The organism is Salinicola acroporae, assembly GCF_003206615.1.
Taxonomy (GTDB): Bacteria; Pseudomonadota; Gammaproteobacteria; order Pseudomonadales; family Halomonadaceae; genus Salinicola; species Salinicola acroporae.
Window position 1 is genome coordinate 161,898 of the sequence record NZ_PZJW01000012.1, and the last position, 26,378, is coordinate 188,275.

25 protein-coding genes are annotated in these 26,378 nt (G+C 64.8%); 17 read left to right on the plus strand and 8 right to left on the minus strand.

Annotated features, from left to right (window positions below):
* Positions 1–143: 143 nt before the first annotated feature.
* Positions 144–659 carry a YchJ family protein gene (locus DOM54_RS17315; protein ID WP_110717527.1) on the plus strand — a complete coding sequence of 172 codons (516 nt, stop codon included), beginning with the start codon at positions 144–146 and terminating at the stop codon, positions 657–659.
* 157 nt (positions 660–816) lie between these two features.
* Positions 817–2,082 carry a mechanosensitive ion channel family protein gene (locus tag DOM54_RS17320; protein ID WP_110717528.1) on the plus strand — a complete coding sequence of 422 codons (1,266 nt, stop codon included), beginning with the start codon at positions 817–819 and terminating at the stop codon, positions 2,080–2,082.
* Positions 2,083–2,109: 27 nt separating this feature from the next.
* On the opposite strand, the gene pdxR is transcribed toward DOM54_RS17320, so the two are convergent.
* Positions 2,110–3,609 (minus strand): MocR-like pyridoxine biosynthesis transcription factor PdxR, encoded by a 1,500-nt coding sequence (pdxR, locus tag DOM54_RS17325; protein WP_420852767.1) that lies wholly within the window; start codon positions 3,607–3,609, stop codon positions 2,110–2,112.
* 95 nt (positions 3,610–3,704) lie between these two features.
* On the opposite strand from pdxR, the gene DOM54_RS17330 reads away from it, so the two are divergent.
* The 7 genes from DOM54_RS17330 (at position 3,705) to trhO (ending at position 8,531) form a co-directional block, all read left to right on the plus strand.
* On the plus strand, positions 3,705–4,151 hold the full coding sequence (locus DOM54_RS17330) for a GNAT family N-acetyltransferase (protein ID WP_110717530.1): 447 nt from the start codon (positions 3,705–3,707) through the stop codon (positions 4,149–4,151).
* Positions 4,152–4,168: 17 nt separating this feature from the next.
* Complete coding sequence (locus tag DOM54_RS17335) at positions 4,169–4,618, plus strand: rhodanese-like domain-containing protein (protein WP_110717531.1); 450 nt, start codon at positions 4,169–4,171, stop codon at positions 4,616–4,618.
* A gap of 8 nt (positions 4,619–4,626) precedes the next feature.
* Complete coding sequence (locus DOM54_RS17340) at positions 4,627–5,376, plus strand: GNAT family N-acetyltransferase (protein ID WP_110717532.1); 750 nt, start codon at positions 4,627–4,629, stop codon at positions 5,374–5,376.
* A gap of 3 nt (positions 5,377–5,379) precedes the next feature.
* Entirely contained in the window at positions 5,380–6,027 is a 648-nt protein-coding gene (locus DOM54_RS17345) for an FMN-binding negative transcriptional regulator (RefSeq protein WP_110717533.1), read from the plus strand.
* A gap of 13 nt (positions 6,028–6,040) precedes the next feature.
* On the plus strand, positions 6,041–6,523 hold the full coding sequence (locus tag DOM54_RS17350; RefSeq protein ID WP_110717534.1) for an OsmC family protein: 483 nt from the start codon (positions 6,041–6,043) through the stop codon (positions 6,521–6,523).
* Complete coding sequence (locus tag DOM54_RS17355; RefSeq protein ID WP_110717535.1) at positions 6,520–7,446, plus strand: ornithine cyclodeaminase family protein; 927 nt, start codon at positions 6,520–6,522, stop codon at positions 7,444–7,446. Before DOM54_RS17350 ends, DOM54_RS17355 begins: the two co-directional genes overlap by 4 nt.
* Before the next feature lie 137 nt (positions 7,447–7,583).
* Positions 7,584–8,531, plus strand: coding sequence for an oxygen-dependent tRNA uridine(34) hydroxylase TrhO (trhO, locus tag DOM54_RS17360; protein ID WP_110717536.1), 948 nt, complete (start codon positions 7,584–7,586; stop codon positions 8,529–8,531).
* A gap of 76 nt (positions 8,532–8,607) precedes the next feature.
* On the opposite strand, the gene DOM54_RS17365 is transcribed toward trhO, so the two are convergent.
* Both DOM54_RS17365 and glnE read right to left on the minus strand, forming a co-directional pair.
* A complete protein-coding gene (locus DOM54_RS17365) occupies positions 8,608–9,225 on the minus strand; it encodes a YrbL family protein (RefSeq protein WP_162619908.1) in 618 nt (205 codons plus the stop codon).
* A gap of 68 nt (positions 9,226–9,293) precedes the next feature.
* Complete coding sequence (gene glnE, locus DOM54_RS17370; RefSeq protein WP_110717538.1) at positions 9,294–12,254, minus strand: bifunctional [glutamate--ammonia ligase]-adenylyl-L-tyrosine phosphorylase/[glutamate--ammonia-ligase] adenylyltransferase; 2,961 nt, start codon at positions 12,252–12,254, stop codon at positions 9,294–9,296.
* A 205-nt stretch (positions 12,255–12,459) separates the two neighbouring features.
* On the opposite strand from glnE, the gene DOM54_RS17375 reads away from it, so the two are divergent.
* From DOM54_RS17375 to DOM54_RS17395, 5 genes are all read left to right on the plus strand, one after another.
* The gene (locus DOM54_RS17375; protein ID WP_110717653.1) at positions 12,460–14,160 is read left to right on the plus strand and encodes a thiamine pyrophosphate-dependent enzyme; all 1,701 of its coding nucleotides are present in this window, start codon (positions 12,460–12,462) and stop codon (positions 14,158–14,160) included.
* An 81-nt stretch (positions 14,161–14,241) separates the two neighbouring features.
* Positions 14,242–14,559, plus strand: coding sequence for an NIPSNAP family protein (locus DOM54_RS17380; protein WP_110717539.1), 318 nt, complete (start codon positions 14,242–14,244; stop codon positions 14,557–14,559).
* A gap of 113 nt (positions 14,560–14,672) precedes the next feature.
* A complete protein-coding gene (locus DOM54_RS17385; protein ID WP_110717540.1) occupies positions 14,673–15,656 on the plus strand; it encodes a Bug family tripartite tricarboxylate transporter substrate binding protein in 984 nt (327 codons plus the stop codon).
* Between the two features lie 61 nt (positions 15,657–15,717).
* On the plus strand, positions 15,718–16,197 hold the full coding sequence (locus DOM54_RS17390) for a tripartite tricarboxylate transporter TctB family protein (RefSeq protein ID WP_110717541.1): 480 nt from the start codon (positions 15,718–15,720) through the stop codon (positions 16,195–16,197).
* A 3-nt stretch (positions 16,198–16,200) separates the two neighbouring features.
* Positions 16,201–17,730: a tripartite tricarboxylate transporter permease gene (locus tag DOM54_RS17395; protein WP_110717542.1), complete on the plus strand. Its 1,530-nt coding sequence runs from the start codon at positions 16,201–16,203 to the stop codon at positions 17,728–17,730.
* 2 nt (positions 17,731–17,732) lie between these two features.
* On the opposite strand, the gene DOM54_RS17400 is transcribed toward DOM54_RS17395, so the two are convergent.
* From DOM54_RS17400 to DOM54_RS17420, 5 genes are read right to left on the minus strand one after another with little or no spacing between them, the layout of a single operon-like run.
* On the minus strand, positions 17,733–19,634 hold the full coding sequence (locus tag DOM54_RS17400; RefSeq protein WP_162619909.1) for an MGH1-like glycoside hydrolase domain-containing protein: 1,902 nt from the start codon (positions 19,632–19,634) through the stop codon (positions 17,733–17,735).
* A complete protein-coding gene (locus DOM54_RS17405; RefSeq protein WP_110717544.1) occupies positions 19,631–20,686 on the minus strand; it encodes an ABC transporter ATP-binding protein in 1,056 nt (351 codons plus the stop codon). Before DOM54_RS17405 ends, DOM54_RS17400 begins: the two co-directional genes overlap by 4 nt.
* The gene (locus DOM54_RS17410) at positions 20,686–21,471 is read right to left on the minus strand and encodes an ABC transporter permease (protein ID WP_110717545.1); all 786 of its coding nucleotides are present in this window, start codon (positions 21,469–21,471) and stop codon (positions 20,686–20,688) included. The genes DOM54_RS17405 and DOM54_RS17410 overlap by 1 nt, the downstream gene beginning before the upstream one ends.
* A complete protein-coding gene (locus DOM54_RS17415) occupies positions 21,468–22,355 on the minus strand; it encodes an ABC transporter permease (protein ID WP_110717546.1) in 888 nt (295 codons plus the stop codon). The genes DOM54_RS17410 and DOM54_RS17415 overlap by 4 nt, the downstream gene beginning before the upstream one ends.
* Positions 22,356–22,364: 9 nt before the next feature.
* Positions 22,365–23,426 carry an ABC transporter substrate-binding protein gene (locus DOM54_RS17420; RefSeq protein WP_110717547.1) on the minus strand — a complete coding sequence of 354 codons (1,062 nt, stop codon included), beginning with the start codon at positions 23,424–23,426 and terminating at the stop codon, positions 22,365–22,367.
* 196 nt (positions 23,427–23,622) lie between these two features.
* Here DOM54_RS17420 and DOM54_RS17425 point away from each other — a divergent pair, with 196 nt between their 5' ends.
* From DOM54_RS17425 to DOM54_RS17435, 3 genes are read left to right on the plus strand one after another with little or no spacing between them, the layout of a single operon-like run.
* On the plus strand, positions 23,623–24,366 hold the full coding sequence (locus DOM54_RS17425) for a GntR family transcriptional regulator (RefSeq protein WP_206019136.1): 744 nt from the start codon (positions 23,623–23,625) through the stop codon (positions 24,364–24,366).
* 2 nt (positions 24,367–24,368) lie between these two features.
* Positions 24,369–25,397: an ADP-ribosylglycohydrolase family protein gene (locus DOM54_RS17430; protein WP_110717549.1), complete on the plus strand. Its 1,029-nt coding sequence runs from the start codon at positions 24,369–24,371 to the stop codon at positions 25,395–25,397.
* On the plus strand, positions 25,394–26,350 hold the full coding sequence (locus DOM54_RS17435; RefSeq protein ID WP_206019137.1) for a PfkB family carbohydrate kinase: 957 nt from the start codon (positions 25,394–25,396) through the stop codon (positions 26,348–26,350). The genes DOM54_RS17430 and DOM54_RS17435 overlap by 4 nt, the downstream gene beginning before the upstream one ends.
* Positions 26,351–26,378 lie beyond the last annotated feature (28 nt).

Consider the following 26,378-nt stretch of genomic DNA (forward strand, 5'->3'; position numbering starts at 1 on the left):
GTCGACCCACATGTCGAGTGACTTGGCGTTGGTTCTGGCTTGACGATGGTTCTGACAATCGGCGCCGCTCTTGTACCACAACTTCGCCTAAAGCGCAGTGCACCATTAACATTCAGAGACAAATGATAGCGTAGTTTACCCAAATGAATGTTCCAACCACAGTTACCGAAGCGCCAGGCGCCCTTCCCTGTCCCTGCGGCAGTGGCTGGTCGTACGATCGCTGCTGCGGGATCTACCATCGCCTGGAGAAATCCGCCCCGACGCCGGAGGCGCTCATGCGCTCCCGCTATACGGCTTTTGCGCTGGGCGGGCTGGGCAGCTATCTGATCAGCACCTGGGACCCCAGCGCGCTCGATCCGACCCTGACCAGTGCCTCGCTCGATCGGCGGGACCATCAATGGCTGGGACTCGAGATCGTCGACGCCCGCACCGCCGGCGCGAGGGCCACGGTCGAATTCAAGGCGCGCTCCCGTCCCCGGCATGCCGGCTCCGCCGGACCGGACCAGATCCTTCACGAGCGCTCCCGCTTCCGCCGTCACCGCGGCGATTGGCGCTATGTCGATGGCATCATCGATCCACCGCCCGTCGATAGCCCGTCGCGCAATGCCCCCTGTCCATGTGGAAGCGGCAAGAAAGCCAAACGCTGCTGCCTGCGGTGACACCGGCCCCGAGGTCAACCCGGTAAGCGAGTGGACCACACCCTGGCACCCCGCTACGCTTTTCTCCATCCGACGCACCGTCCGGGAGTTACCGGTGTGCCCACCCATTCATTCGCAGCGCCATGCCGCCGCGAGTTGCGAACAAGAAAGCAGGTGAATGGAAATTTCCGATAGCGTCACCCATCTCTTCAGCCAGTCGCAGGAAGCGCTCGGCCAGTGGCTCCACATCCCTGGCTGGATCGTGCTGCCGGCGCTGATCCTCCTTGCCGCTGTCATCATCGATCTCGTGCTGTACTTCACGCTCAACCGGATGGAGCGTCGTCTTCGCGACTCGCCCCGCCGCTGGGACGATCCCATTCTCCATGGCCTGCGCCTGCCACTGCGCTGGTGGGTCTGGATCACGGCCTTGATGGTCGGCCTGGGCATCATCGGCGCGCACTTCGAGATCGAGCGACTGACGACCGTGTTCTCGCGTCTCGGCGCACTGATCACGCTCTTGCTCGTCGGCTGGGGCGGCATTCGCCTGTTCCGGCGGCTGGAGCAGCGGCTGGTGTTCCCGCCGGTCAATTGCCACGCCAAGCCCGTCGACCCGACCTCGGCATCGGCGCTGACCAAGATCGTCGGTGCCGTACTGATCGTCACGCTGCTGCTGATCGGGCTGCAGATTCTGGGCGTGTCGATGTCGAGCATCCTCGCGATGGGCGGGTTCGGCGGCCTGGTCATCGGCTTCGCCGCACGGGATGTCATCGCCAACTTCTTCGGTGGCATGGTGGTCCATCTGGACAAACCATTCGTGGTTGGCGACTGGATCCGCTCGCCCGAGCGCCAGATCGAGGGCATCGTCGAGGACATCGGCTGGCGCCTGACCACCGTACGGACCTTCGCCGGGCCGCCCCTTTATGTCCCCAATGCCTGGTTCAGCCAGATTTCGGTCGAGACCCCGACACGGATGGTCAGCCGCCGCCTGTGGGAGACCATCGGCATCCGCTATCAGGATATCGGCAAGATCGAGAACATCACCCATGATATTCGCGAGCTGCTGCAGCAACACGAGGAGATCAATCAGGACGAGTTGATCACGGTCAATTTCGTCACCTACGGTCAGTACTCGCTGGACATCATGATCTACGCCTTCACCCTCGAAACGGATTGGCAGCGATTCCACGAGATCAAGCAGGGCATCCTGCTGAAGATTCGTGACATCATCGACCAGCATGGCGCCTGTTTGGCCCTTCCGGCATCTCGGCTCTATCTTCCCGAAGGCCTGGATCGCGAGGATGGCAAGCGAGACGGGACCCAAGGGGATCGTGAGCGAAAACCGGATGACAGCGACGACGGCGCCTCGCGATCCTCCAGCGGTAGACGTCACCCCTCCAGGGCCCCGGGGCCCAGCGACGACTCCGAGGGAGAGGGCGACGCTTGATCCAGGTCCCCGCAAGGATTACGCGGGCTAGGGCCCGCCACGATAAGCTAGCGCGCACCAGGCATCGCTCAGCCAGCGGCCAGCCGCGGCGATCTCGATGTCGGTCGCACCGGCATAGCCCAGTACCAGGCCTGGCCGTGCGGGGGCGCGCAGGAAATAGCGTGACAGCGGCGACAGCAGAATCCCCGCCTGCTCCGCCCGAGCGACCAGTTCGGCTTCCAGCGCCGGGCTCTCCAGCTCGGCGACCAGGTGCATGCCGGCCGTTCCCGCAGACAGTCTGAGACCGCTCGCCACGGCCGGCGCCAACGCTTGACGCAGTGCAGTCTGGCGTTGCCGATAGAGCTCCCGCATCCGTGAGACGTGGCGCGCGAAATGCCCTTCGGTAATGAACGTCGCCAACGCGGCCTGGGCCACGTACTGGCCTTCACGGTGGAGCCGAGCATTGGCCCGCCGAAACGGTTCGACCAGCAGGTCCGGCAGCACCAGATAACCCAGTCTCAATCCGGGATACATCACCTTGCTGAAGGTGCCCACGTAGATGACCGGCGCGTCGTCGACGAGCCCCTGAAGCGAGGCGATCGGCGCGCTGGCATAGCGGAACTCACTATCGTAGTCGTCCTCGATGATCCAGGCGCCGTGACGCTGGGCCGCCTCGATCAGCGACGTGCGTCGCTTGAGACTCATCGTCACGCCGCTCGGATACTGGTGCGAGGGCGTCACGTAGATCAGGCGAGGCGTCGCCACCGAGGACGCCAGGGCCGCGATCGCCATGCCCTCGTCATCCACCGGGACCGGCACGATGTCGAGCCCGGCGGCGAGGAAGCTGGCGTGCGCACCGCCGTAGCCCGGCTCCTCCATCCAGACCGCCTCCCCCGTATCGGCAAGCAACCGGGCGATCAGTTCGAAGCCCTGCTGGGCACCCTGGGTGACCAGGACCTGATCGGGCCGACAGCGTACCGATCGCGACAGCCGCAGATAGTCGCAGAGCGCCTCGCGAAGTGCCGGCACGCCTCCCCGGTGCTGATAGTCGTGCCACGCCAGCGGTGCCTGCTGTTGATGACGACGCAGCAGTCGCTGCCAGCGCTCACGCGGGAACCGGTCGAGTGCCGGCACCCCAGGTGCGAAGGCGGTGTGACGATCGCTCAGCAGGCCGCTGATATCGAGTATGCGCTGGCCCCGGGCGGAGAGTGTCGCCGATACCGCCAACCGCTCCGGCATTGGAGGTCTTCCCGCCGTGACCGCCGCGCCCCACTCGGCGACGAAGACACCCGCGCCGGGCCGAGTCTCGAGGAAGCCCTCGGCGGTCAATCGCTCGACCGCCCCCAGCACGGTATTGCGGCCCAGGCCGAGCTCGCGCGCCAGTTGCCGCGACGAGGGCAGTGCGCTACCCGGCCTGAGCTTTCCCTGCTGGATCCAATCCCGCAGCGACTGGTACAGGCGCTGGGTCAGGGTCAACGAAGAAGGCACGGCGAGACCCATCGTCAACGCTTCGACGATCCAAGGACGATGCACATTGGGTTGTGTCACTGGTCCCCTCGCTATTGCAACAACTGGCTCTTATCGAGGGACCAGCATGACGCCAGACTACTGCCAAGTCACGTCAATCCTGCTGGAAGCCCCCCATGACCGACATCCGCATCGCCACCCACGAAGAGATCGACGCCATCGCGCCGCTGGTCGACGGCTACCGCCAGTTCTACCGACAACCAAGCGACCTCGAGGGTGCCCGGGCCTTTCTTGGCGAACGCAACCGGCGCGGAGACGCTCACCTGCTGGTGGCTTACGACACTGGCGATACGGCCGTCGGCTTCGCCCAGTTGTTCCCGATACCTTCGACGACCACCCTCGGCTCGCGCTGGATTCTCAACGACCTCTTCGTCGTCCCCGAGGCTCGTTGCCGCGGCATCGGCAGCGCCCTGCTGCAGGCCGCCAGGGAGCTGGCGTCAGAGCACGGCATTGCCCAATTGATGCTGCGCACCCAGGTCGAGAACGCCGCCGCCCAGTCCCGCTACCGCGCGCTCGGCTGGCAACGCGACGACGCCTTCCACACCTTTCTCTTGACTGTCTGAACCCCCGGGAGCTCTCAATGACCGCGACCTCACTCGTACTCGATGTTCCGCCGGCTCGCCCCGAGCAGAGCGCTTCCGCCATGCGCGACAAGCTCAGGCTTCACACCGATGCCTGGGACCTGGCGATGGATCTCGCCAACGGCATCGAGGAGATCATCGTCATCGATACCCGGCGTCACGATCACTACCTTGCCGGTCACATCCCTGGCGCGATCAGCCTCCCCCATGTCGAGATGACGGCAGAGCGATTGGCATCGCTGGACCGTTCGCGCGTCTACATCAGCTATTGCGACGGCATCGGTTGCAACGGCTCCACCTGGGGCGCCTTCAAACTCGCCAGCGCGGGGCTGAGGGTCAAGGAGCTACTCGGCGGACTGGACTTCTGGAAACGCGACGGTCATCCGGTTGCCACCGGCCCCAGTGCCGGCAATCTGCGAGACCATACACTCACCTCCTGTGGCTGCTGAGACAGATCATGAAACCGATCACCAATGCGTACGGCCAGCCCGTGGGCAGCGATATCCCGGACTGGCGCGAGCCACCTTTTCCGGACCCGACCGTCCTGGAAGGACGCTTCTGTCGTCTGGAGCCGCTCGATCCAGGTCGGCATGCGCCATCGCTATGGCAGGCGTGGCAGATGCCCGACCCCGACATCGCCAACGATCGCGAGGCCAAGGCACGCTGGACCTACCTGGGCGGCCGTGCCTTCGACGATCGGGCGGGATGCGAGCGCTGGCTGGCGATGATGAGTCGCGACAGCGATCCGGTCTGCTACGCCATCATCGATCCGGCCGAGGATCGCGCCGTGGGCATGGCCACCTACCTGCGTATCGTTCCGGCCGACGGCGCGCTGGAGATCGGTCATCTCAACTTCTCGCCGCGCATGGCACGGACGCCGATCTCCAGCGAAGCGTTGATGTTGCTGATTCGACACGCGTTCGAGCTCGGCTACCGTCGCGTGGAGTGGAAATGCGACGCCCTCAATGCGCCATCCCGACGCGCGGCCGAGCGGCTGGGTTTTCGTCTCGAGGGCGTCTTCCGCCAGCACCGGGTGGTCAATGGACGCAACCGCGACACGGCCTGGTTCTCGATCGTCGATGACGAGTGGCCGGCCATCCGCGAGCGCCATCGCCGCTGGCTCTCGCCGGGCAATTTCGATGACGAGGGCCGCCAGCGCCAGTCGCTGGCCCAAGTGACGGCGGCCCTCTCTTCCGACGGAGGCTGAATCGTGTACCAACCGAATCCGTTTCGCCTCGACGATGCCGCAGCGGTGGAGAGAGCCATCGATCAGGCCCCGTTTGCGACCCTGATCACACCGGGACGCGACGGCGGCTTCGAGGCCGATCACTTGCCACTGCTGCTCGAGACCGCCGGCGGCGAGTCGACGCCTCGGCGGCTGCGCGGCCACATTTCCCGCGCCAATCCGCTGGCCGACACATCGGATGCCAAGGCATCCACCATCCCGGCCTTGGCTATCTTCCATGGCCCGCAGGCCTATGTCTCCCCGAGCTGGTATCCGGCCAAGCGCGAGCACGGCAGGGTCGTCCCGACCTGGAACTATCAGGTCGTGCACGTCCACGGTCGCCTGCGCCTGGTCGACGATCCATCCTGGCTGCGCGAACTGACGGGCGCGCTGACCCGCCGCTTCGAACGTGGTCGACCCGTTCCCTGGTCGATCGACGATGCGCCGGATGACTACATTGCGGGGATGTGTCGTGCCATCATCGGTGTCGAGCTGACCGTCGAGCGCATGGAGGGCAAGCGCAAGGCGAGCCAGCACAAACCGAGAGAGGAGCGCGAGGCGATCTTCCAGGGCCTTCGCGGCGAGCACGGGCGTACTCTCGCCGACGCAACGATTCTCAGCGGGATCGACTAGGAAGGAGGGTGCCATGTCCCACTACACGGCCACCATACGCTGGCGGCGCCAGCCGACGGAGAGGTTCACCGACGGTTGCTACAGCCGGGGGCACGAGTGGCGTTTCGACGGTGGCGTTACCATTGCCGCCTCTGCTTCCCCCCACATCGTCCCGCTCCCCTACTCGGTCGAGGCCAACGTCGACCCCGAGGAAGCGTTCGTCGCGGCGCTCTCCAGCTGCCATATGCTGGTGTTTCTCGGTATCGTTGCCAAACGACGCTTCGTCGTCGAGCACTACGAGGACAATGCCGTCGGCGTGCTGGAAGAGAACGATGCCGGCCGGTTGGCGATGACGCGAGTCACGCTTCGCCCGGCGGTGACGTTTTCCGGCAATCGCCGACCGACCCCTGAACAGCTCGACGCGATGCACCATCAGGCCCACCAAGGCTGTTTCATCGCCAACTCGGTCAAGACCGCCGTCGTCACCGAGATCGTCGCCCCCCGAGGAACCCCATGACCCGACTGATCACCTATACCGAAGCGCGCGACAAGCTCTCCTGGGCCGGCGCCGTGGAGGCTCTGCGCCAGGGCCATCTCGCAGCCCGGGCGGAGATCGACGACACCTTCCTTGGGCCTGCCGACAAGACCCTGCTCAATCGCTCCTGTTTCATCCCCGGTATCGGCTATGGCGCCAAGGCGGTCACCGTCTTCGACGACAATGCCGCCCGGGGACTGGATACCGTCCAGGGCGCCATGCTCTATTTCGCCCCCGACGATGGCCGGTTGCAGGCGATCATCGAGAGCCGGCTGGTCACCGAGATCAAGACGGCCGGGGACTCCGTGCTGGGTGCGCGACTGCTGGCCCGCCGGGAGAGCCGCCATCTGCTCGTCTGCGGTGCCGGCAACGTCGCGGCCAGCCTGATCGACGCGTATACCGCCCTGTTTCCCGGCCTCGAGCGCATCAGCCTGTGGAACCGAACTCACGACAAGGCAAGGGCACTCGCCGGCGCCTGTGAAGCTCGCGGCCTGAACGTGGTCGCGGTGAGCGACCTGGAAGCGACGGCGAGATCGGCGGATATCATCGCCAGCGCCACCATGGCCCGGGAGCCATTGCTATGGGGAGAGTGGATCGCGCCGGGCACGCACGTCGACCTGATCGGCGCGTTCAAGGCTGACATGCGTGAAGCGGACGACACGCTGCTGCAGAAAGCCCGGCTTTTCGTTGACAGCCGCGAGACCACGCTCGGCCATATCGGCGAACTCAAGATCCCCATCGCCAGTGGCGCCATCGCCGAGCACGACATCCTTGGCGACTTCTACGATCTGCTCAGCGGATGTGGGGGCCGACAGAACGATACCGACATCACCCTGTTCAAGAACGGTGGCGGCGCCCACCTCGACCTGATGACCGCCCGCTATATCGCCGACACCATCCGGTAGTCGCGCCGTCCGCTGCGACGGACGGTCGCTGGACGCCAACGCTCAGCGGCGTAAAATGCGCGGCGATCATCGGCGCCACCGTGGCGCCATCCCAACCCGGTCCGCCCTTTGCGAGGGCGACTACCAGGAGTCGAAGCATGTCATCAAGCGATCCCGCGATCGTAGTCGCGGCGTTGTATCAGTTCGTCACTCTCGACGACTTCGAAGCCCTGCGCGAGCCGCTGCTCGCCGAAATGCAGCGTCTCGATGTCAAGGGCACGCTGCTGCTCGCCAACGAGGGCATCAACGGTACCGTTTCCGGTTCCCGCGAGGGTATCGACGCGCTGCTCGACTGGCTCAAGCGCGATCCCCGCTTTGCCGAGCTGGGCCACAAGGAATCCTACTGCGACGCCCACCCGTTCTATCGCACCAAGGTCAAGCTCAAGCGCGAGATCGTGACCATGGGCTTACCCGACGTCGACCCGAACCGTCGGGTCGGCACCTATGTCGAGCCAGAGCAGTGGAACGAGCTGATCGACGATCCCGGGGTGCTTGTCATCGATACGCGCAACGACTATGAAGTGGCCATCGGCAGCTTCGAGGGCGCGGTCGACCCCAGGACCAAGTCGTTCCGCGAGTTCCCCGAATACGTCAGGCAACATTACGATCCCAGCCGCCACAAGAAGGTGGCGATGTTCTGCACCGGCGGTATCCGCTGCGAGAAGGCGTCGAGCTTCATGCTCAACGAGGGATTCGAGGAAGTCTTTCACCTCAAGGGAGGCATCCTGAGCTATCTGGAGCGGGTGCCGGAGGCGCAGAGTCGCTGGCGCGGCGACTGTTTCGTGTTCGATAATCGGGTCACCGTTCGCCACGACCTGAGCGAGGGCGAGTTCGAGCAGTGTCATGCCTGTCGCATGCCGATCTCCACCGCGGACCAGTCGTCGGACAAGTACACGCCGGGGATCAGTTGCCCCCACTGCTGGGATTCGCTGCCGGAAAAGACGCGTGCCAGTGCCCGCGAACGGCAGAAGCAGATCGAACTGGCCCGAGCCCGCAACCAGCCACATCCGATCGGCCGAAACCCGCGCGAATCGTCGAACGCCTGACGCCGGATGCAAAACGGCCTCCCGATCGCTTCGGGAGGCCGTCGTTCGAACTCCGCTGGTGTGGCACGGGGCCGGCTCAGTGCGCGCTGCGCACCAGTTCCCTTCTGTCCGGTTCGGGTAGCAGCCCGTAGCCACTCAACTTGGCAAAGAAACGTCGCATGCGGCGATCGACTTTCTGACGCGCGAACCAGGGCCAGACATTGGCCAGCGGCATGAAGTCCGGGTTGGAGACGCCGTCGATCAGCCATAGCCGGCGGGAGCCGTCGGCCAGGCATTGACAGACGATGTTGCGGTCGTTGATGTCGGACGGCACGATCCAGTTGTCGCGGAGATAGTGATACAGCCCCTGCAGTTCATCGGCGAACGCACGGGTAGCGAACCAGGCCGTCTCGCCCCGATCACGGTACTGTCGAATGGTGGAGGATATCTGGCCATCGGCATCCGTCACCAACCCGAACACCAGCCCGGGACCACGATCGGTCTCCACCGATCCAAAATATTCCGGGACATGGCGCCAATCGGCGAGGCCACGCGCCTTCAGAACGTCGAAGTAGACCTGTTCTCGCTCGTTCTGGTGGCTACCGCGCTCAGGAAAGCGGGGCACCTTGATGCAGCGCTCGGGCCGATCCGGATGCCGGTAGATCGCCCGGTCGTTGCCGTGGGCAATTTCGTTGAGAGGGGAAAGTCGATACACGGTGGGCCACTCCGAACCGTAACACAGGCGTCATGACCCGTTAATGTTATCTTAATCAAACGGTGTTTTCAGTGATCTTTCGTCTCATCGCCGGACTCCGGGCGCATCCAGCGATCCCACAGACGGGAAACCGTAGCGCGATGATCGGCGAAGGCCTCCCCCGCCACCAGGCTTCGCCCCTTGGCCAGTGCCGCCCGGTGACTGGCGTCGCGGTAGGCCAGGTAGGCCGCCTGCAGATCACGGGCATCCTGCTCGGGTAAGCTGCCGCTTTCCGCCAGCGCATCCAGCAGCCGCATGTTGTCGGTGACCTCGAGTAGCGCCGGCGTCGTTGCCGACAGGGCGAGCACGGCGTACTGGTTCATGAACTCGATGTCCACCAGGCCACCGGCATCCTGCTTGAGGTGGAACTGCCCCGCCTCTCTCGCCTCGGCACCGCTACCCAGATGCTCCCGCATCTTGTGCCGCATCCCGACCACTTCCCGCCGCAACTCGTCGCAGTCACGCTCTCGTCCCAGCACTTCCCGCCGGACGACCTCGAAACGCTCGCCCAGGGCATCGTCGCCGGCCACCGCCCGCGCTCGAACCAGCGCCTGATGTTCCCAGCTCCACGCCTCCTTGCGCTGATACTCGGCGAACGCGTCCAGCGACGAGACGAGCAACCCGGCATTGCCCGAGGGACGCAGGCGCATGTCGACCTCGTAGAGCGTGCCACTGGGCGTGGTGGCGGTGAGCAGATGGATGATCCGCTGACCCAGGCGGGTGAAGAAGACCAGGTTGTCGATCGACTTGGCACCGTCGGTGACACCCTGAGGCGCGGCGTCGTAAAGGAACACCAGATCGAGGTCGGAGCCATATCCCAGTTCGATGCCGCCCAGCTTGCCGTAGCCGACGATCAGGAAGCTCGCCTGACGCGACGGCTCCCGCGCGCTGGGCTGGCCGTATCGTGCCGTCAGCGAGCGCCACGCCATCCGCAATACGCTATCCAGCACCACCTCGGCGATCGCGGTCAGGTAATCGCTGACCTTCATCAACACGCGCCCCCCGGCGATATCGGAGGCGGCGACGCGCAGCACCTGGGTCTGCTTGAAGACTCGCATCGCCTCCAGCCAGCTCTCCTCGTCGTCTTCGGGAATCCTTGCCAGCGTCTGGCGCAGCTCATCCGACAACCGCTGCTTGTCGGCCGGCGAATAGAGCGTCGCGGGGGTCAGCAGCTCGTCGAGCAGAATGGGATGCCGAGCCAGCTGTTCGGCGATCCAGGGGCTGGCCGAGCACAGCCGGACCAGCGACGGCAGCACCTGTGGATTCTCGCGCAGCAGCGACAGATAGGCGGTACGCCGAAGCACCGCCTCGATCAGCGGCAGCACGCGCTCGAGGGCCACGCTCGGCGTGTCGCTCTCCGCCGCCGCTTCCAGCAGCAGCGGCATGACGGCGTCGAGCCGCTCGTGGCCGATACGCTGCATCGACTTCACGCCGCGGGAGTCTCGAAAGGCGCCCAGTCGCCGCAGCGACCCGGGCAGCTCGAAGCCTGCCGCCGCCAGCGTTCGCTCCGCTTCGGCGTCGTCCATCTCGCCCTGCCACAGCTGTCGCCAGGCGACGTCATGCCGGCCTGTCTCGTCCGCCTGGGGCGGCGATTCGTCATCGGGATCGGCGATCACCGCGTCGAAATGACGTCGTACCCGCTCCCGGCAGGCCGCAAGCGCCTCGCTCAACGCCTCCCAGTCCGGCATCCGCATGGCCATTGCCAACCTCGCCTGGTTCTCCGGGTCACCCGGCAGCGTCTGCGTCTGGCGATCCTGCTGCGCCTGCAGCGCATGTTCCAGATCCCGCAGGAAGACATAGTCCTCGCGCAACTCGTCGACCACCGCCTGCGGCAGCAGCTCCAGCGTGACTAGCTGCGACATGGCGTCTCGCAGCGAAGTCACCTGGAGTTCGGTATCCCGACCGCCACGGATCAGTTGGAACGCCTGGACCACGAACTCGACTTCCCGGATCCCCCCTCGCCCCAGCTTGATGTTGTCGTCCCGCCCCAGCCGCTTGACCTCGCGATGGATCATCGCCTTCATGTCGCGCAGCGACTCGATCGCGCCGAAGTCGAGATACTTGCGGTAGATGAAGGGCTTGAGCTCGCCGAGCAACCGGTAACCGGCATCGATGTCGCCGGCGACGGGCCGCGCCTTGAGCATGGCATAGCGCTCCCACTCACGCCCCTGATCCTGGTAGTAGCTGGTGAAGGTATTGAAGCTGCCGACCAGCGGCCCGCCATCGCCCAGCGGACGCAGTCGCATGTCGACCCGGAACACGAAGCCATCGGCGCTGATCGCGTCCAGCGCGGCGATCAGCTTCTGCCCCAGCTTGGTGAAGTACTGCTGATGCTCGTACTCGCGCGCCCCCCCTTGGGTGGTGCCCTTTTCGGGAAACGCGAAGATCAGATCGATATCCGAGGAGAGATTGAGCTCGCCGGCGCCGAGCTTGCCCATGCCCAGCACGATCAGGCGCTGGGGCGCGCCGTCGGCGCGTGGGGCGGGCGTCCCCCAGCGGGCCGCTAGATTCTCCTCGAGCCACTCCAGCGCCCCCTCGAGGCAGATTTCCGCCAGTTCGGAGACGGCGCGGGCGGTCTGCCACATGTCGGCACCGTTGAGGTCGCGCCAGACGATGCCCAGCATGCGCGCCTGACGGAACCGGCGCAGGGCGCGGTGGAGCGCCTCCTCGCTCTCCGCCTTCGCCAGCGCTTCGCGCAGTATCCCCTCGAGCCGCGTCCGGTCCGGAGCGGCTTCCAGCTCGCCCATCTCCAGCGCGGCGGGCAGCAGCGCCGGGCGTGTGGCCAGGGCATCCAGCGCGAAATCCGACAGCAGCACCAGGCGGGCGAGCTCGGCCCCCCGTGTCTCGTCCAGCGACTGCCACGCCTCGACGACCTCCGAATCCATCTCGGCGCCTAGCGACTCCTCCAGCCGCTGCCTGGCATCGCGGCCGGCGTTCTCCAGCGCCGCGGGGACATCGATGTCGGCAAACCAGCACTCGGGTAACGGCATTACGGGCTCCAGCGGGAAATCCAGGCCCGGTCAGCATAGCCAAAGGCCGGCAGGCGCCCAACCGGTAAATGGCATCGCATCGCGCGCAGACTTTGTCATACAACATTGGTCTAAGCGGGGCTTACCCGGGGCAGGAATAGGCGGTATGCATGAAGGGAGCCGGGCGACAGGCGCCCGGACGACGCTCGAATCACTCGGAGACACCATGACAGAGAATGCCCGACAGACCTCGCCCCGACCGCGCACCGGGGGTGAGGTGCTGGTGGACCAATTACTGATCCACGGCACCGATCACGCCTACTGCGTTCCGGGGGAGAGCTACCTGGCCGTGCTGGATGCCTTGTACGCCGTCCGCGATCGTTTCCAGCTCTACAATGCCCGCCATGAAGCCGGTGCCGCTAACATGGCGGAAGCCAGCGGCAAACTGACCGGAGAGCCCGGCGTCGCCTTCGTCACCCGCGGGCCCGGAGCCTGTCACGCGGCGATCGGTGTCCATATCGCGATGCAGGACTCGACGCCAATGATCCTGTTCATCGGCCAGGTTGCCCGGGAGGCGCTGGATCGGGAAGCGTTCCAGGAGATCGACTACACCGCCATGTTCGGCGGCGTGGCCAAATGGGTCGCTCAGATCGAAGATGCCAGGCGCATCCCGGAATACCTGTCGCGAGCCTACCGCACCGCCACCAGCGGTCGGCCCGGGCCGGTGGTCATCGCCCTGCCGGAGGACATGCTGACCGACACGGTCACGGTGGCGGATGCGCCGCGCTATCGCGCTACCGCACCACAGCTCTCCAGCGCCGATGTCGAGCAGGTGATGACTGCACTGGAAAGCGCCGCGAGGCCCCTGGTGCTGCTCGGCGGCAGCGGCTGGGACGACGAGGCCTGCCACCGGATCGCCCGCTTCGCCGAGGCCAACTACCTGCCGGTCGCCTGCGCCTTCCGTCGCCAGGATCTGATCGACAATCGCTCTCCGGCCTACGTTGGCGACTTCGGTACCGCGGTGTCGCCGACATTGACGGTCCGCCTGGCCGAGGCGGACCTGCTGCTGGTGATCAATAGCCGACTCGGCGAATTGACCACCCGCGGCTACACCACCGTCGCCATTCCCAATCCCGCTCAGCGCCTGATCCATCTGCATCTCGACGCCGACGAGATCGGCCGCGTCTACGCCCCGGAAATCGGCCTGGCGGCGTCGCCCAAAGCCTTCGCCAGTGCCGTGGCGACGCGGCAACTGAGCCACCGCGACCGCTGGCGGGCGTGGCAGCAGACCCTGCGTGGCGAGCATCTCGCCGACAGACAGCCACTGCCCGGCGATCAGGCGATGGTGCTCTCCCGCGCCCTGGTCGCCGCGGCGGAGATCCTGCCGGATAAAACGATCGTCACCCTGGATGCGGGCAACCACGCCGGTTGGGTGCAGCGATTCCTGTGTTACGCCCGTCCCGGCCGCCAGCTCGGCTCCACCTGCGGCGCCATGGGCTACGCCGTTCCAGCGGCCGTGGCCGCTTCGCTGGCCGCGCCCGATCAACGGGTCATCGCCTGTGTCGGTGACGGCGGCTTCATGATGAGCGGCCAGGAGCTCGCCACCGCGATCCAGCACGGCGGTCACGTGATCGTGCTGCTGTTCAACAATGCCAGCTACGCCACCATTCGCATGCATCAGGAACGCGAATATCCGACGCGGGTGGTGGGGACGGATCTGCATAACCCCGATTTCGTGGCACTGGCGAAGGCGATGGGTGCCAGCAGCGAGCGCATCAGCGACACCGACGCCTTCGTGCCCGCGCTGCAGCGCGCCTTGGCGCATGCCGGCTGCAGCGTGATCGAGATCACAACCGACATCGAGGCGATCTCATCGCGAACCACTTTGTCCGAACTGCGCCGGAGCGCCGATGGGAATGCCTCCTGACGCGTTGCTGCCACCAAGGTTGTATTACATCGTACGAATAAAAACGGTACATCTGTCGAACACCGAACAAGGACACCACCCATGATTGTGGATCTACGCACTTACACGATGGTTCCCGGCCGACTAAAGGCCTTTCTCGAGCTCTACGAGAGCGAGGGGCTGCCGATCCAGCGCCAACATCTCGGTGAGCCGATCGGCTACTTCACCGTCGAGACTGGCCCCCAGAATCAGGTCGTTCATCTGTGGGGCTACGAGAGCGCCGCCGACCGGGAGCGCCGCCGCTCGGCAATGGAGAGCGATCCGGCATGGATTGCCTACCGCCGCAAGAGTGCCGAGGCAGGAAACGTGCAGCATCAGGAGAACAAGCTGCTGCGTTCGGTGCCCTTTTCCCCGCTATGAGATCGTCGCATGCCCATGGATGTCGCCGGACGGCGTCCTGACAAACGGGCTTCCGATCCTCTCCTGGCGACCATGACGCCAAAGACAACCTGACCCATCGAGGACACGCCACCATGCCGATTCGCCAAATCACCCTGAGTATTGCCTGCGCCACCCTGATGGCGACCGCCGTCAGCGCCCAGGCCGACTATCCCGACCGGGACATCCGCGTGATAGTGCCCTGGGCCGCCGGCGGCGGTACCGATGCCATCGTACGCAAGCTGTCCAGTATTGCCGAGGAATCCCTCCCCGTCTCGATGTATGTCGAGAACATCGAAGGCGGCATGAGCGCGACCGGCCTGCTGCAGCTGACCAAGGCGCGGCCGGATGGCTACACCATTGGCGCGCTCACCTACGACAGCGTGATCACGGTACCCTGGCAGGGCACGATTCCCGGCTTCGGCACCGATCAGATGAAGCTGATCGCCCGCGTCACCAGTGAACCGGACGCCATCATTACTTCGGACGGCGCTCCCTGGAAATCCTTCGACGACCTCATTGCCGCCGCCAAGGAAAAGCCCAACACCATCCGTGTCGGCATCCAGAACATGGGCGCCCGTACCCACCTGACGCTGCTACAGCTGCAGGACCTGACCGGCGCGCAGTTCAAGATCGTCTCCTATCCCGGCGGCGCGGCACCCCAGAAGGAAGCCCTGCTCAACGGCGAGGTCGATTTCGTCATCACCAGCCTGGGCGACTTCGCGCCCCTGATCGAATCCGGCAAGGCTCGCGGACTGGTGGAGTTCTCCGACAAGCAGAACGAAGCCTTTCCGGACGTGCCGCCGGTCAGCGAAACCGATACCGACATCGACCTGCAGATGGGCAGCTTCATCATCCTGGCCGCCCCCGCGCGCACGCCGGACGCCACCATCGAAACCCTGGAAACCGCCTATCACGACGCGTTCGAGAGCGACGAGTTCCAGCAGTGGCTACCCAAGATCGGCGTCGCGCCGGACTGGCTGGGCAGCGGTGATGTCGACGCCTGGGTGAAGCAGACCCAGGAGACGCTGTTCGGCACCATGGACGAGCTCGCCGAGCAGGGCATCCTGAGCAAGTAATTCCTTCAACCGCGCCGGCCCGCGCTCGGCGGGCCGGCTGCTTCCGAACACGGAAACCGCCATGTCCCTCAAACGGTTCGCCACGGATGGTCGCCTCGTCGTGCCATGCGCACTGGCGATCATCACCCTGATCTATCTCGTCGATGCGCTGCAGCTGGGGCCGCCGATGAGAAACGGCAACATGACGCCGTCGTTCTTCCCCATCGTCATTTCGGTCGTGACACTGGCAGCGCTCGCCGTCGCCATCGCGCAGGCGTATCGATCCCTGTGCCGGCCATCCGAGTCCGAGGAGGCCGAGCCCCAGGGCGTCTCCTCCAAGGCAATCGTCGTGGCGCTGATCACGGCGGCTTACCTGTTCGCCTTCGATCTCATCGGCTACGTGATCAGCACGCTGGCCTACGTCTTCCTGATGACCCTCGTCTTCGGCGGTCGCCAGGGGCTGATCGCGAAGCTCGTCGGCACCGTCATCATCACGGCATTGGGATTCGCGCTGTTCGAGCTGGTCTTCAACGTCCGTCTACCCACGTTGTGGAGTCAATAACGTATGGATGTCCTCGGATCGATGTTGCATGGCTTCGCCATGCTGGCCCAGCCGGAAGTCCTGCTCTACATGGTCGGCGGATTTCTGATCGGCACCTTCTTCGGTGCCGTCCCCGGCCTCACCTCGCTGCTCGCCATCGCCCTGCTGCTGCCGCTGACCTATAGCCTCGATGTCACCGTCGCCCTGGTCGCCTGCGCCAGCATCTTCATGGCCGGCATGTGCAGCGGCAGCATCACCGCCACCACCATCAACATCCCCGGCGCGCCCTCTTCGATGATGACGGCCATCGAAGGGTATCCCATGCAGCAGCGCGGCGAGGGCGCCAAGGCCCTGGGCCACGCCGCCCTGGGGTCGATGATCGGCGGTTCGATCGGCGCCCTGCTGCTCATGGTGGTCGCACCGGTGGCGGCCGAGTTCGCGCTGCTGATTCGAACGCCGGGCAAGTTCGCGCTGATCGCCTTCGCGCTGATCGTTATCATCATTTCCCAGCGGGGTTCGATCACCAAGGGCATGATCGCCACCCTGTTCGGGGTGATGATCGCGACCATCGGCATCGATGTGATGCAGCCGGTGGCCCGATTCACCTTCGGCTCGGCGACCCTGGTTCAGGGTATCGACATCATGCCGCTGGTCATCGGCGCTTTCGCCATCAGCGAACTGCTGGTACAGGCGGACTCCCGCGGCAAGCACACCGTCGATCTCGACCAGGTGAAAGCGACCAAGGTGCGCCGACGCGACTTCATCCCGCCACTCTCGGAAGTGCGCGAGATCGGCTTGTTCCGCTACCTCAAGAGTGCCGCGATCGGTTATGCCGTGGGCACCTTGCCCGGCGCGGGCGGATCGATGGCGGCGTTCGTCTCCTACGCCGAAGCCATGCGCTCCTCCAAGCACCCCGAGCGCTACGGCAAGGGCAATCCCGAGGGTATCGCCGCGGCGGAGTGCGCCAACAACTCGATGTGCGGCGGCGCTTTCGTGCCCATGCTGACGTTCGGTATCCCCGGCGACCCCACTACCGCCATCGTGCTCGGCGTACTGGTGATCAACGGGCTCCAGCCGGGACCGGAGTTCATCGCCAACCAACTGGACCTGGTGGCACCGATGTTCGCCGCCCTGTTCGTCAGTGCGCTGATCCTGATCCCGCTGACCCTCTATCTGCTCGGCCCCTACTTCCTCAAGATCGTCTCGATTCGCCGCGATTTCCTCTACTCCAGCATCGCGGTCGTGGCGCTGGTGGGCAGCTACGTCGCCACCTACTCGACCTTCCAGATGGGCCTCTCCCTGGTGTTCGGCGTACTGGCGTATTTCATGCGCAAGCAGAAATACCCCACCGTCTGCCTGCTGCTCGGCTTCGTGCTCGGCCCGAGCCTGGAGGAGTACTGCCGTCGGGCGATGTCCATCAGCGACGGCAATCCAGCGATCTTCTTCACCAGCCCGGACAGCCTCTTTTTCCTGGTGCTGACCGCGGTGTTCTTCTATTTCATGGTGATCCGCAAACCCAAGGACCGCGGACTGGGAACGCCACCGGCGGGGTAAGGCTATCTCGAGAGCGGGCCGGAGAGTGGCACCAGGCCATGATCCGGCCTCGCCACGCCAGAGCTCCAGGGTGTCACATCGACCGTCTGCGCGACCGCCAGCGCCGCCATCAATGCCCCCCAGGAATAGAAGGAATCGGTATCGGGCTGATCGGTGATGGCGCCGGTTTCGGGGTGAAAGTTCTCGCCACAGTTCCGCTCCCGCCAGCCATCCTGGAACAGTCGCCAGCTCTTGTCGGCGAGTTCGCGGGCCTGCGCGTGAAATCCGGCACGCAGCAAGCCACGCTGGGTCCAGAAGTTGAGTGTCGGCCAGACACGCCCGCGCCAGTAGACATTGTCCTGATAACTGGGGTCGTCTCGAGCCACCGAGGGCAGCCCCACGTCACCCCCGAACTTCTCCCACGGGAGCAGGTAGTTGTTGACCAGCGCGGTTGCCTGCTCCGAAGTGGCCGCCCCGGCGACGAGCGGATAGAACGAAGTGGGCGCCAACTGGCGCACGAAGCTGCCATCCCGCAATCGATTGGCGAATACGCCACGCTCGGCATCCCACAGCTGGTCGCGGATGCGGGCCACGTGATCGGCATGACGTGCCCGCAGCCGGTTCGCCGTCGCCACCTCGCCGAGTCGATCCGCCATCGACACCAGCATCTCGTTATCCAGCGCCAGCAGACTGTTGGCACCGACATCGAATGCCTGCAGCAGGCCGGTGGCGGGATCGAACGGGGCATCGTCGTGGACCGGACTGTTGTCCATCGCCGACTCGTTCTTGGCGCCCAGCTTGGTACCCCGATAGAGCCCCCGCCCGACCCCCGGGGTGGTGCCATAAGCCACCAGCCCGGCACCCGCCAGTTCACGGTGACGCCACCACCAGTCGAAGTTGGCCAGCAGCCTGGGAAACGCCCAGCGGATCAAGGCTTCATCCCCACTGCGTTGATAGAGATTCCAGACGACGTAGCCAAGAATCGGGAGCTGGCTGCGGTCGACCCAGGCGTCGTTGCCGGTCACCAGGCAGGGAAAATTACCCGCCTCGGTCTGGAACGAGAAGATCGCGGCCAGATTGTCCTTGGCACCTTGAAGATCAATGTGTCCCCACAGCCAGGCGTTGAAGGCGACGTCATCGAGCCAGACGCCGAAGCCGCCGAACTTCCGTGCGCTCCAGAAACGGGTCAAGCCGGTGTAGGGCCGCCGATTGACGGCATCGTAGACATGGTTCCAGCGGATCACGTCATTGATCGCCTGCAGCGCCTGCAGCGCGCTGCCGGGCGGGTGCGTATCGGCCAGCGCCCAGTCGTCCCGGGGCAGCTCGGGCGGTGCGATCTCGCCCTGTCGACAGACAATCCGCTGCCGGGGCGCCTCTTCCAGGTTGAACCGCAGTGCCGCGGTCGTGCCACTCTCGGCTCGGGAGCCGAGATAGAAATAACCTCTGTCGAGGAACTCCTGGCGCAGCGCGTCCAGGTCGTCGTGAAAGGTCGCGAGCAGAGGCGCGTGGGCTGCCCTGACCCGCAGCGAGCGATCACGCGGCGCGTCGGCCACGCCATTCCGGAGCTCGCCACTCGCCTCGTCGAAATGCCAGCAACCGCCGCCATGGACGACCAGCGCGACCCAGAAGCGCAGTCCCCACTCACCGGTCTCGCGAGTCTGCCACTCGATCTCGATACCATCGACATCGAAGCCAAATCGCCAGTCGAGTACCGTACCGTGGAACTCACTCCGCAGGCGCGCTTCCCGGCCATCCAGCGAGCGCATGCCGAGTCGCGTCTGCGAGGGATCGAGCAGCGAAACCGCGTTCGCGCTGGCGGCGTAGAGCATCGGTGTCAAGCGAACGTCCAGTTCCGGATGGACGATTTCCGCCGGACGATCCGGGTTCCAGGTCCCCCAGCCGAGATGTCGCCGCCTCTCGCTCATGCTTCGACCGGAATGGTATCCGCCACGCGCCATGTCAGCCGCACTCGCTGACCTGGTTGTAGCTCGGCCGTGGCGCGATTCTGGGCAAAGACACGCAGATGAATGTCACCCCGGCGCAGCAGATAACTCAGGCTGTTACCGGCGAAGATGATCTCCTGAAGCTCCGCCTCGAGGTGGTTGTGGTCGGCACGAAGGGGCTCCCCCTTCTCGGCGATCGCCATTTTCTCCGGGCGTACCGCACAAGTGGCTTTCCCGACGCCGGCCAAGGGTGCGGTAGCGCGCAGCCTCGTGCCGTCGGAGAGCGCCAGTTCGCCCTCCTCGACATGACCTTCGAACAGGTTGGCATCGCCCAGGAAAGTCGCGGCGAAGGCTGTCGCCGGACGCTCGTAGAGTTCTCGCGGCGGCCCTTCCTGAAGCAGTTTGCCATCCTTGAGCACCCCGACCTTGTCGCTCAGCGTCAAGGCCTCCTCCTGATCGTGAGTCACGAAGATCGTGGTGATGCCCACTTCGCGCTGAATACGCTTCAGCTCAACCTGCATGCCGAGGCGCAGTGCCTTGTCGAGCGCACTGAGCGGTTCATCGAGCAGCAACACCCGAGGACGGAAGACGATGGCGCGCGCCAGGGCCACACGCTGGCGCTGGCCGCCGGAGAGCTGGTGTGGTTTTCGCTCGTCGTAGCCGGAAAGCCTGACCAGTTCCAGCGCCTCGCCGACTCGCGCCTTGATCTCGTGCCTCGGCGTGCTGCGCACCATCAGCCCGAAGGCAACGTTGTCGAACACGCTCATGTTGGGGAACAGCGCGTAGTTCTGGAACATCATGCCGATATTGCGCTTCTCCACCGGCAGCGACTCGACCGCTTCACCACCGATCAGAATTTCGCCACTGTCCGGAAAGCTGAAGCCAGCGATCTGGCGTAGCAGGGTCGTCTTGCCGCTGCCGGAGGGCCCGAGCAGGGCATAGAAGCCGCCGTCGGCGAATTCGATCGAGACGTCGTCCAGTGCCCGGAACTCGCCGAAGGACTTGTTGACATGGGATACGGTGACGGATGCCATCAGCGATCGCCTCCAAAACGGTAAAAGCGGGACACGATCACCAGCAGGGTGATGGAGAAGGCGATCACGAGCGTGGAGATCGCGTTGATCTCCGGCGTGAACCCTTTCTTGATCGCGGTATAGATCTCTACCGGTAGCGTGCTGACACCCGGCACCGACAGAAAGTAGGAGATCACGAACTGATCGAACGACACCGCAAACGCGAACAGGGCTCCCGCGATGAATCCCGGTGCCAGATACGGCAACGTGACGTGGCGGATGACCTGCCACGGACTCGCCCCCAGTGAGCGAGCGGCCGCCTCCAGGTCGGGGTCGAACCCCTTGATGCGTGCCGAGACGACGATGATCACGTAAGGCAACGCCAACGCCACATGCCCCAGGATCATGGCGTGCAGGCCTCGACCAATGCCGCTCCAGAAAAAGAACAGCAACATCGCGGTACCGGTGATCAACCACGGAATCGCGATCGGCGGAAACAGCGCAGCCTGCAGCACCTTCTTGAAGCGAAACTCATAGCGGAAGAAGGCGATCGACGCCGCCGTTCCCAGCACGCTGGCGATCACCGTGGTCACCATCGCCACCAGGATGCTGTTGCGCGTGGACTCCAGCAGTCGAGTGTTGTGGGCCAGCTTGACATACCAGTCGAAGGTCCAATCGATGGGGAGCATGTAGAACTGCGACGAATTGAAGGACATCGCGGCCATCACCAGGATCGGCAGGTAGAGAAACGCCAGCACCAGGCCGAGATAGATCCGCGCCAGCATATTGGTCGGCCGGGCTTTCATGATGCCCTCCTCAGGATCGGCTGAAAGATGGCAAAGATGATCAGCACGCAGGCCAGCAGGATGAACGACAGCGCCGCCCCCAACGGCCAGTTGAAGACCGAGGTGAACTGATCCTCGATCACCGTGCCCAGAAAGGTACCCTCGCGACCTCCGAGGATCCGTGGCTCCATGAAGGAACCGATCACCGGTACGAAAATCAGCACGGCGCCGGCGACGATTCCAGGCATGGAGAGCGGCAGGATGATGCGTCGTAGCACGGTCAGACGACCCGCGCCCATCGAGCGTGCGGCATCGATCAGATCGTCATCGATGGTCGACAGCGAGATGTAGCAGGTAAGAATCATGTAGGGCAGATAGGAGTGGACCAACCCGATCACCACCGCCTCGTAGGTGAACATCAGATTGAGCGAGCCGAAACCCGGAATCAGCCAGTCCAGCAGGCGTTCCAGCATACCGTTGCCGCGCAGCACCATGGTCCACGAGAAGACGCGGATCAGCGCGTTGCTCCAGAACGGGATGATCACCATCAGGAACAGGGCCTCGCGCCAGCGCCCCTTGATGGTCTTGGCCAGTACATAGGCGCAGGGAAAACCGATCAGAAAACACCACAACGCCACCTCGAAGCCGAGCCTCAGCGAGCGCAGCATCAGCGTGCGATAGAAATCTTCCTGGAAGAACGCCGCATAATTGGACAGCGTGACCTGCCAGTCGCGCCCCGGTAGCGGCACGTCGCTCAGGAAGCTGAAGTAGAGCATCGCTGCCAGCGGCAGGAGGATGGTGACGATCAGCCACAGATAGGCCGGCCCCGTCAGCCCCACAATGCTCTTGGCATTGGAGGGCTGTCGGCGGCGTGTCGGCGAACGCTCGGTGTCGGAAACAGCCATCGCCCCGAATTACTCCTGGTAAAAGGTCTTGGTTTCCTGCCACACCTCGAGCATCTTCTCGCGCGTCGCGTCGCTCATCGGTCCCATGAAGGGAAGATTGTTGACCGTCTTGAGCTCCTCGATCAGCGTCTTGTTGAAGGCGCCGTCGGGTAGCTGGGCGACGGCCTGCTCATTGGCGGAGATGGGTGCCCCTACCTCGGTGTCCCACTGCACGTAGAATTCGGGATCGATCATCCAGTCGATGAACTGCTTGGCAGCCTCGGGATGAGGCGCATCCGTCGGCAGCGAGAGCCCGTCGAGCCAGGCGATGGCGCCCTCGCGGGGCACGATGAACTCGATGGGAAGACCGAAATTGTTCTTCGAGCGCGCCGCCGATCCACTCCAGTAGGTAGCCAGATCGAATTCACCGGAAGCCATGTACTGATTCCACTCGTTCTCGGAGTTCCAGAAAGTCCGAATCTGCGGTTTGAGCGCGTGGAGACGCTCACGAATGAGGTCGTAGTCGCTGGGATCATTGATGTCCTGACCGGTCGCCAGCGCGGCGAACTGGCAGGATTCGACTGCGTCGTCACGCCAGCCCAGGCGTCCTGCATGCGCCGGGTTCCACAACTCCATGATGGAATTCGGCTTGGCGTCGAAAGCGCCGGTATTGATGGCAAACGACGTCACGCCCCAAAGCCAGGCGACGCCGAACAGCTTGCCGTCGTACAGGAGGTTGGAGTTCCGGGCGAGCCGTGGCTGCAGACCGTCGCTGTGCGGGTAGTCGGCCAGATCGAGGGGCTGGATCAACCCCTCCTTCGCCGCCTGCTGGGTGTAGGCGGAATTGACCAGAACCACGTCGTAGGTGCCGGGATTGGTGCGCAGCTTGGTCAGCATCTCCTGCTCGGAGTTGAAGTACTCGTGCTCGACGGTGTTGCCGGTGGCCTTCTCGAACTGTTCGAGCGACCAATCCTCGTCGGTGCCATACCCCTGCCAGTTGAGCACGCGGATCGTATCCGCTTGGGCCAGGCCCGTGGCCGTGGCGAGACCCGCGACGAGCGCGATGGAACGAATGCAGCCATACCCTTTCATGGTGTTGCCCCTTGTTTATCGGATTGTTATTTCGGCTACCGCCAACGTCGTTGCACCCGTTTCCCCCGCTCACCGAGCGCCGTCTCCAGGCGCCTTCTGAAGGCGCCTTGACGTGATTTCCCACACCATCGCGGCCGGCTGAAAGCGTGCTTCATTGCACTCGCTGCGGCGCATTGTCGTCGCTGACGCAAAGTGCTTGATCGACGTTCCGCTTCACTGTACAAGACTAAACATGCACAAACCTGTTCGATTTGACAAGAAGCAACGCGTCATCGACGAGTTGACTCGAAGGATTCACAGCGGCCGATTGCGCCGCGGCAAGCGTCTGCCCGGCGAACATCAGTTGGCCGAGGAACTCGAGGTCAGCCGCGGCACCTTGCGCGAGGCCTTGCTGGAGCTCAAGCGGCAGTCCTACATCGCAACGCAGACCGGGGTGGGCTCCATCGTGACCTACGACGGCGTCGAGATAGACCCGCAACGCGGCTGGGCACGGGCGCTGGCCGAAACCGGGGCCGACCTCCAGGTCGAGATGCTGAGATTGGCGACGATCGAAGAGGCCGACTTGCAGACCCGCTTTGGGGTCGAGCGCTTCATCGCCGTCGATCGCCGCCGCTTCACTCGCGGCGGGCTTTTCGTTTCGCTGGAACGCTCACGGATCCCTGCCCTGCCCGCGCTCGCAGACCTGCCCGCACGCGGCCTGGTCGATGATTCACTGACCGCGACGCTCAGGGCCGCCGGACTCGAGGTGGCGCGCGGCGAACAGAGCGTCGATATCGCCTATCTGGATGAAGAAAGCGCCAACCTGCTCACCCGAGACGTCGGCACGCCTGTGCTGCGGTCGACGCGAACGACGTTCAATCAGCAGGGTTCACTGGTCGAGCACGTGGTGAGCTTGCTCGATCCCGACCATTTTCGATTACATCTGCATTTTGGAACCTGATCATGTTCGATGCCGCCGATCACGAGTCTCCGCTGCGTCAACGGGCACTCGGTGCCTTCTACGGGCTCGCACTGGGAGACGCCTTGGGCATGCCGACTCAGTCACTGAGCCGACAGCAGATCGTGGCGACCTTCGGCGAGATCACCACGTTGGTCGATGCTCGCGCGGACCAACCGATCGCGCCCGGCATGCCGGCGGGCAGCATCACGGACGACACCGAACAGGCCATGCTGGTCGCGGACCTGCTCATCGACGGTCGCGGCTCGATAGATCCCCTGACCTTCGCCGAGCGGCTGATCGCCTGGGAAGATGACATGCGCGCCCGCGGTTCGCGGGACCTGCTGGGACCGTCGACCCAACGGGCGGTGGCGCGCATCACCCAAGGCATTCCGCCCGAGGAGGCCGGCCGCCTGGGCGCCACCAATGGTGCGGCGATGCGCGTCACACCGGTCGGCATCGCGTTCGATGTGGCGCACGCGGAACGCTTCATGGAGGCCGTCTACGCTGCCAGCAGCGTGACCCACAATACCGGCCTGGGCATGGCTGGGGCCGCCTCGGTGGCGGCGACCATCTCCGCGGGTCTCAATGGCGCGGCGCTGACGCAGGCGCTCGATATCGGCGTCGAATTCGCCGAGCGCGGCGAGAGGCTCGGTTACTGGTTCGCTGGTGCACGCCTCGCGCCGCGCATCCGTTGGGCACGCTCACAAATGGTCGGCATCAGCGACGCCAACGCCATCACCCTCCTCAACGACCTGGTCGGCACTTCGGTGCTGGCGCAGGAATCGATCGTGGCCGCCTTTGCCCTGGCCGAGCTGGCGGGCGACGCGCCGCAGCGCGCGCTTTGCCTGGCAGCCAGCCTGGGCGGCGACACGGATACCATTGCCGCCATCCTCGGCGCGATGCTGGGCGCATGCGCGGGATTGGACGCCTTGCCGAGTGAATTGATCGACCGGGTCAAACGTTGCAACCGCCTGGATCTCGAGCCTCGGGTCGAGGCGCTGCTGGCGCTACGCGGAAGCACCTCCTCGTGACTGACCAGCCCCACTCACCGGCTCCCGCCAGGCTCTGGCACACAGGCCAGGCGATCGTCGATATCGTGATGTCGATCGAGGCGCTACCGCCGCCGGGCGGCGATGTCATCGCGCAGTCGGCGAATCACGAGGTCGGCGGGGGATTCAATGTCATGGCGGCCGCCCGCCGCTATGGGATGCCAGTCATCTATGCCGGAGAACATGGAACCGGGCCCATGGGGTCCCGCGTGCGAGAGGCGCTCGTCAAAGACGGCATCGTGTTGGCGAAAGCGCCAAACCCCGCTGGCGACAGCGGCTTCTGCATCGCCCTGACCGATGCGGCTGGCGAGCGCACGTTCGTGTCTCATATCGGCGTGGAGGGACAAGTCGGCGCCGAGAGTCTCGAAGCCCTGCCGGTGGCCGACAATGACTGGATCTATGTCAGCGGCTACAGCCTGGCGTATCCCGGCAAGGCCTCCGCCCTGCTCGACTGGCTGGACACGCTGCCCGCAACCTGCGCCGTCGTCTTCGACCCGGGCCCGCTGCTGGCGCGTATCGATCACCGCCAGCTCGCGCGACTGCTGCCACGGATAGCGATATGGAGCAGCAACGCCAGTGAAACGCGAACGTTCGCCGGCCGTGACGATCTGGAAGCGGGTATCGCTGTGATCGCCTCGCGCTTGAGCGGGTCGGCCGCGGTCGTCGTGCGAGACGGACCGCGGGGGTGCTGGCTGCATCAAGCCGGCAAGACGCGGGCCATCGAAGGGTTCGCGAGCCAAGCCATCGACACCAATGGTGCAGGGGATGCTCATACCGGCGTCATGATCGCGGCACTGGCCGAAGGCAGCCCCATGCCCACTGCCTGCGCTCGTGCCAATGCGGCAGCGGCGATCGCCGTCTCCCGCCGGGGACCTGCCACGGCGCCCGATCGCGAGGAGCTGGAAAACTATCTCGAAGCCAACCCGGCCCATTAGGCGAATGACGCAGTCGGGCGAAGCGGGC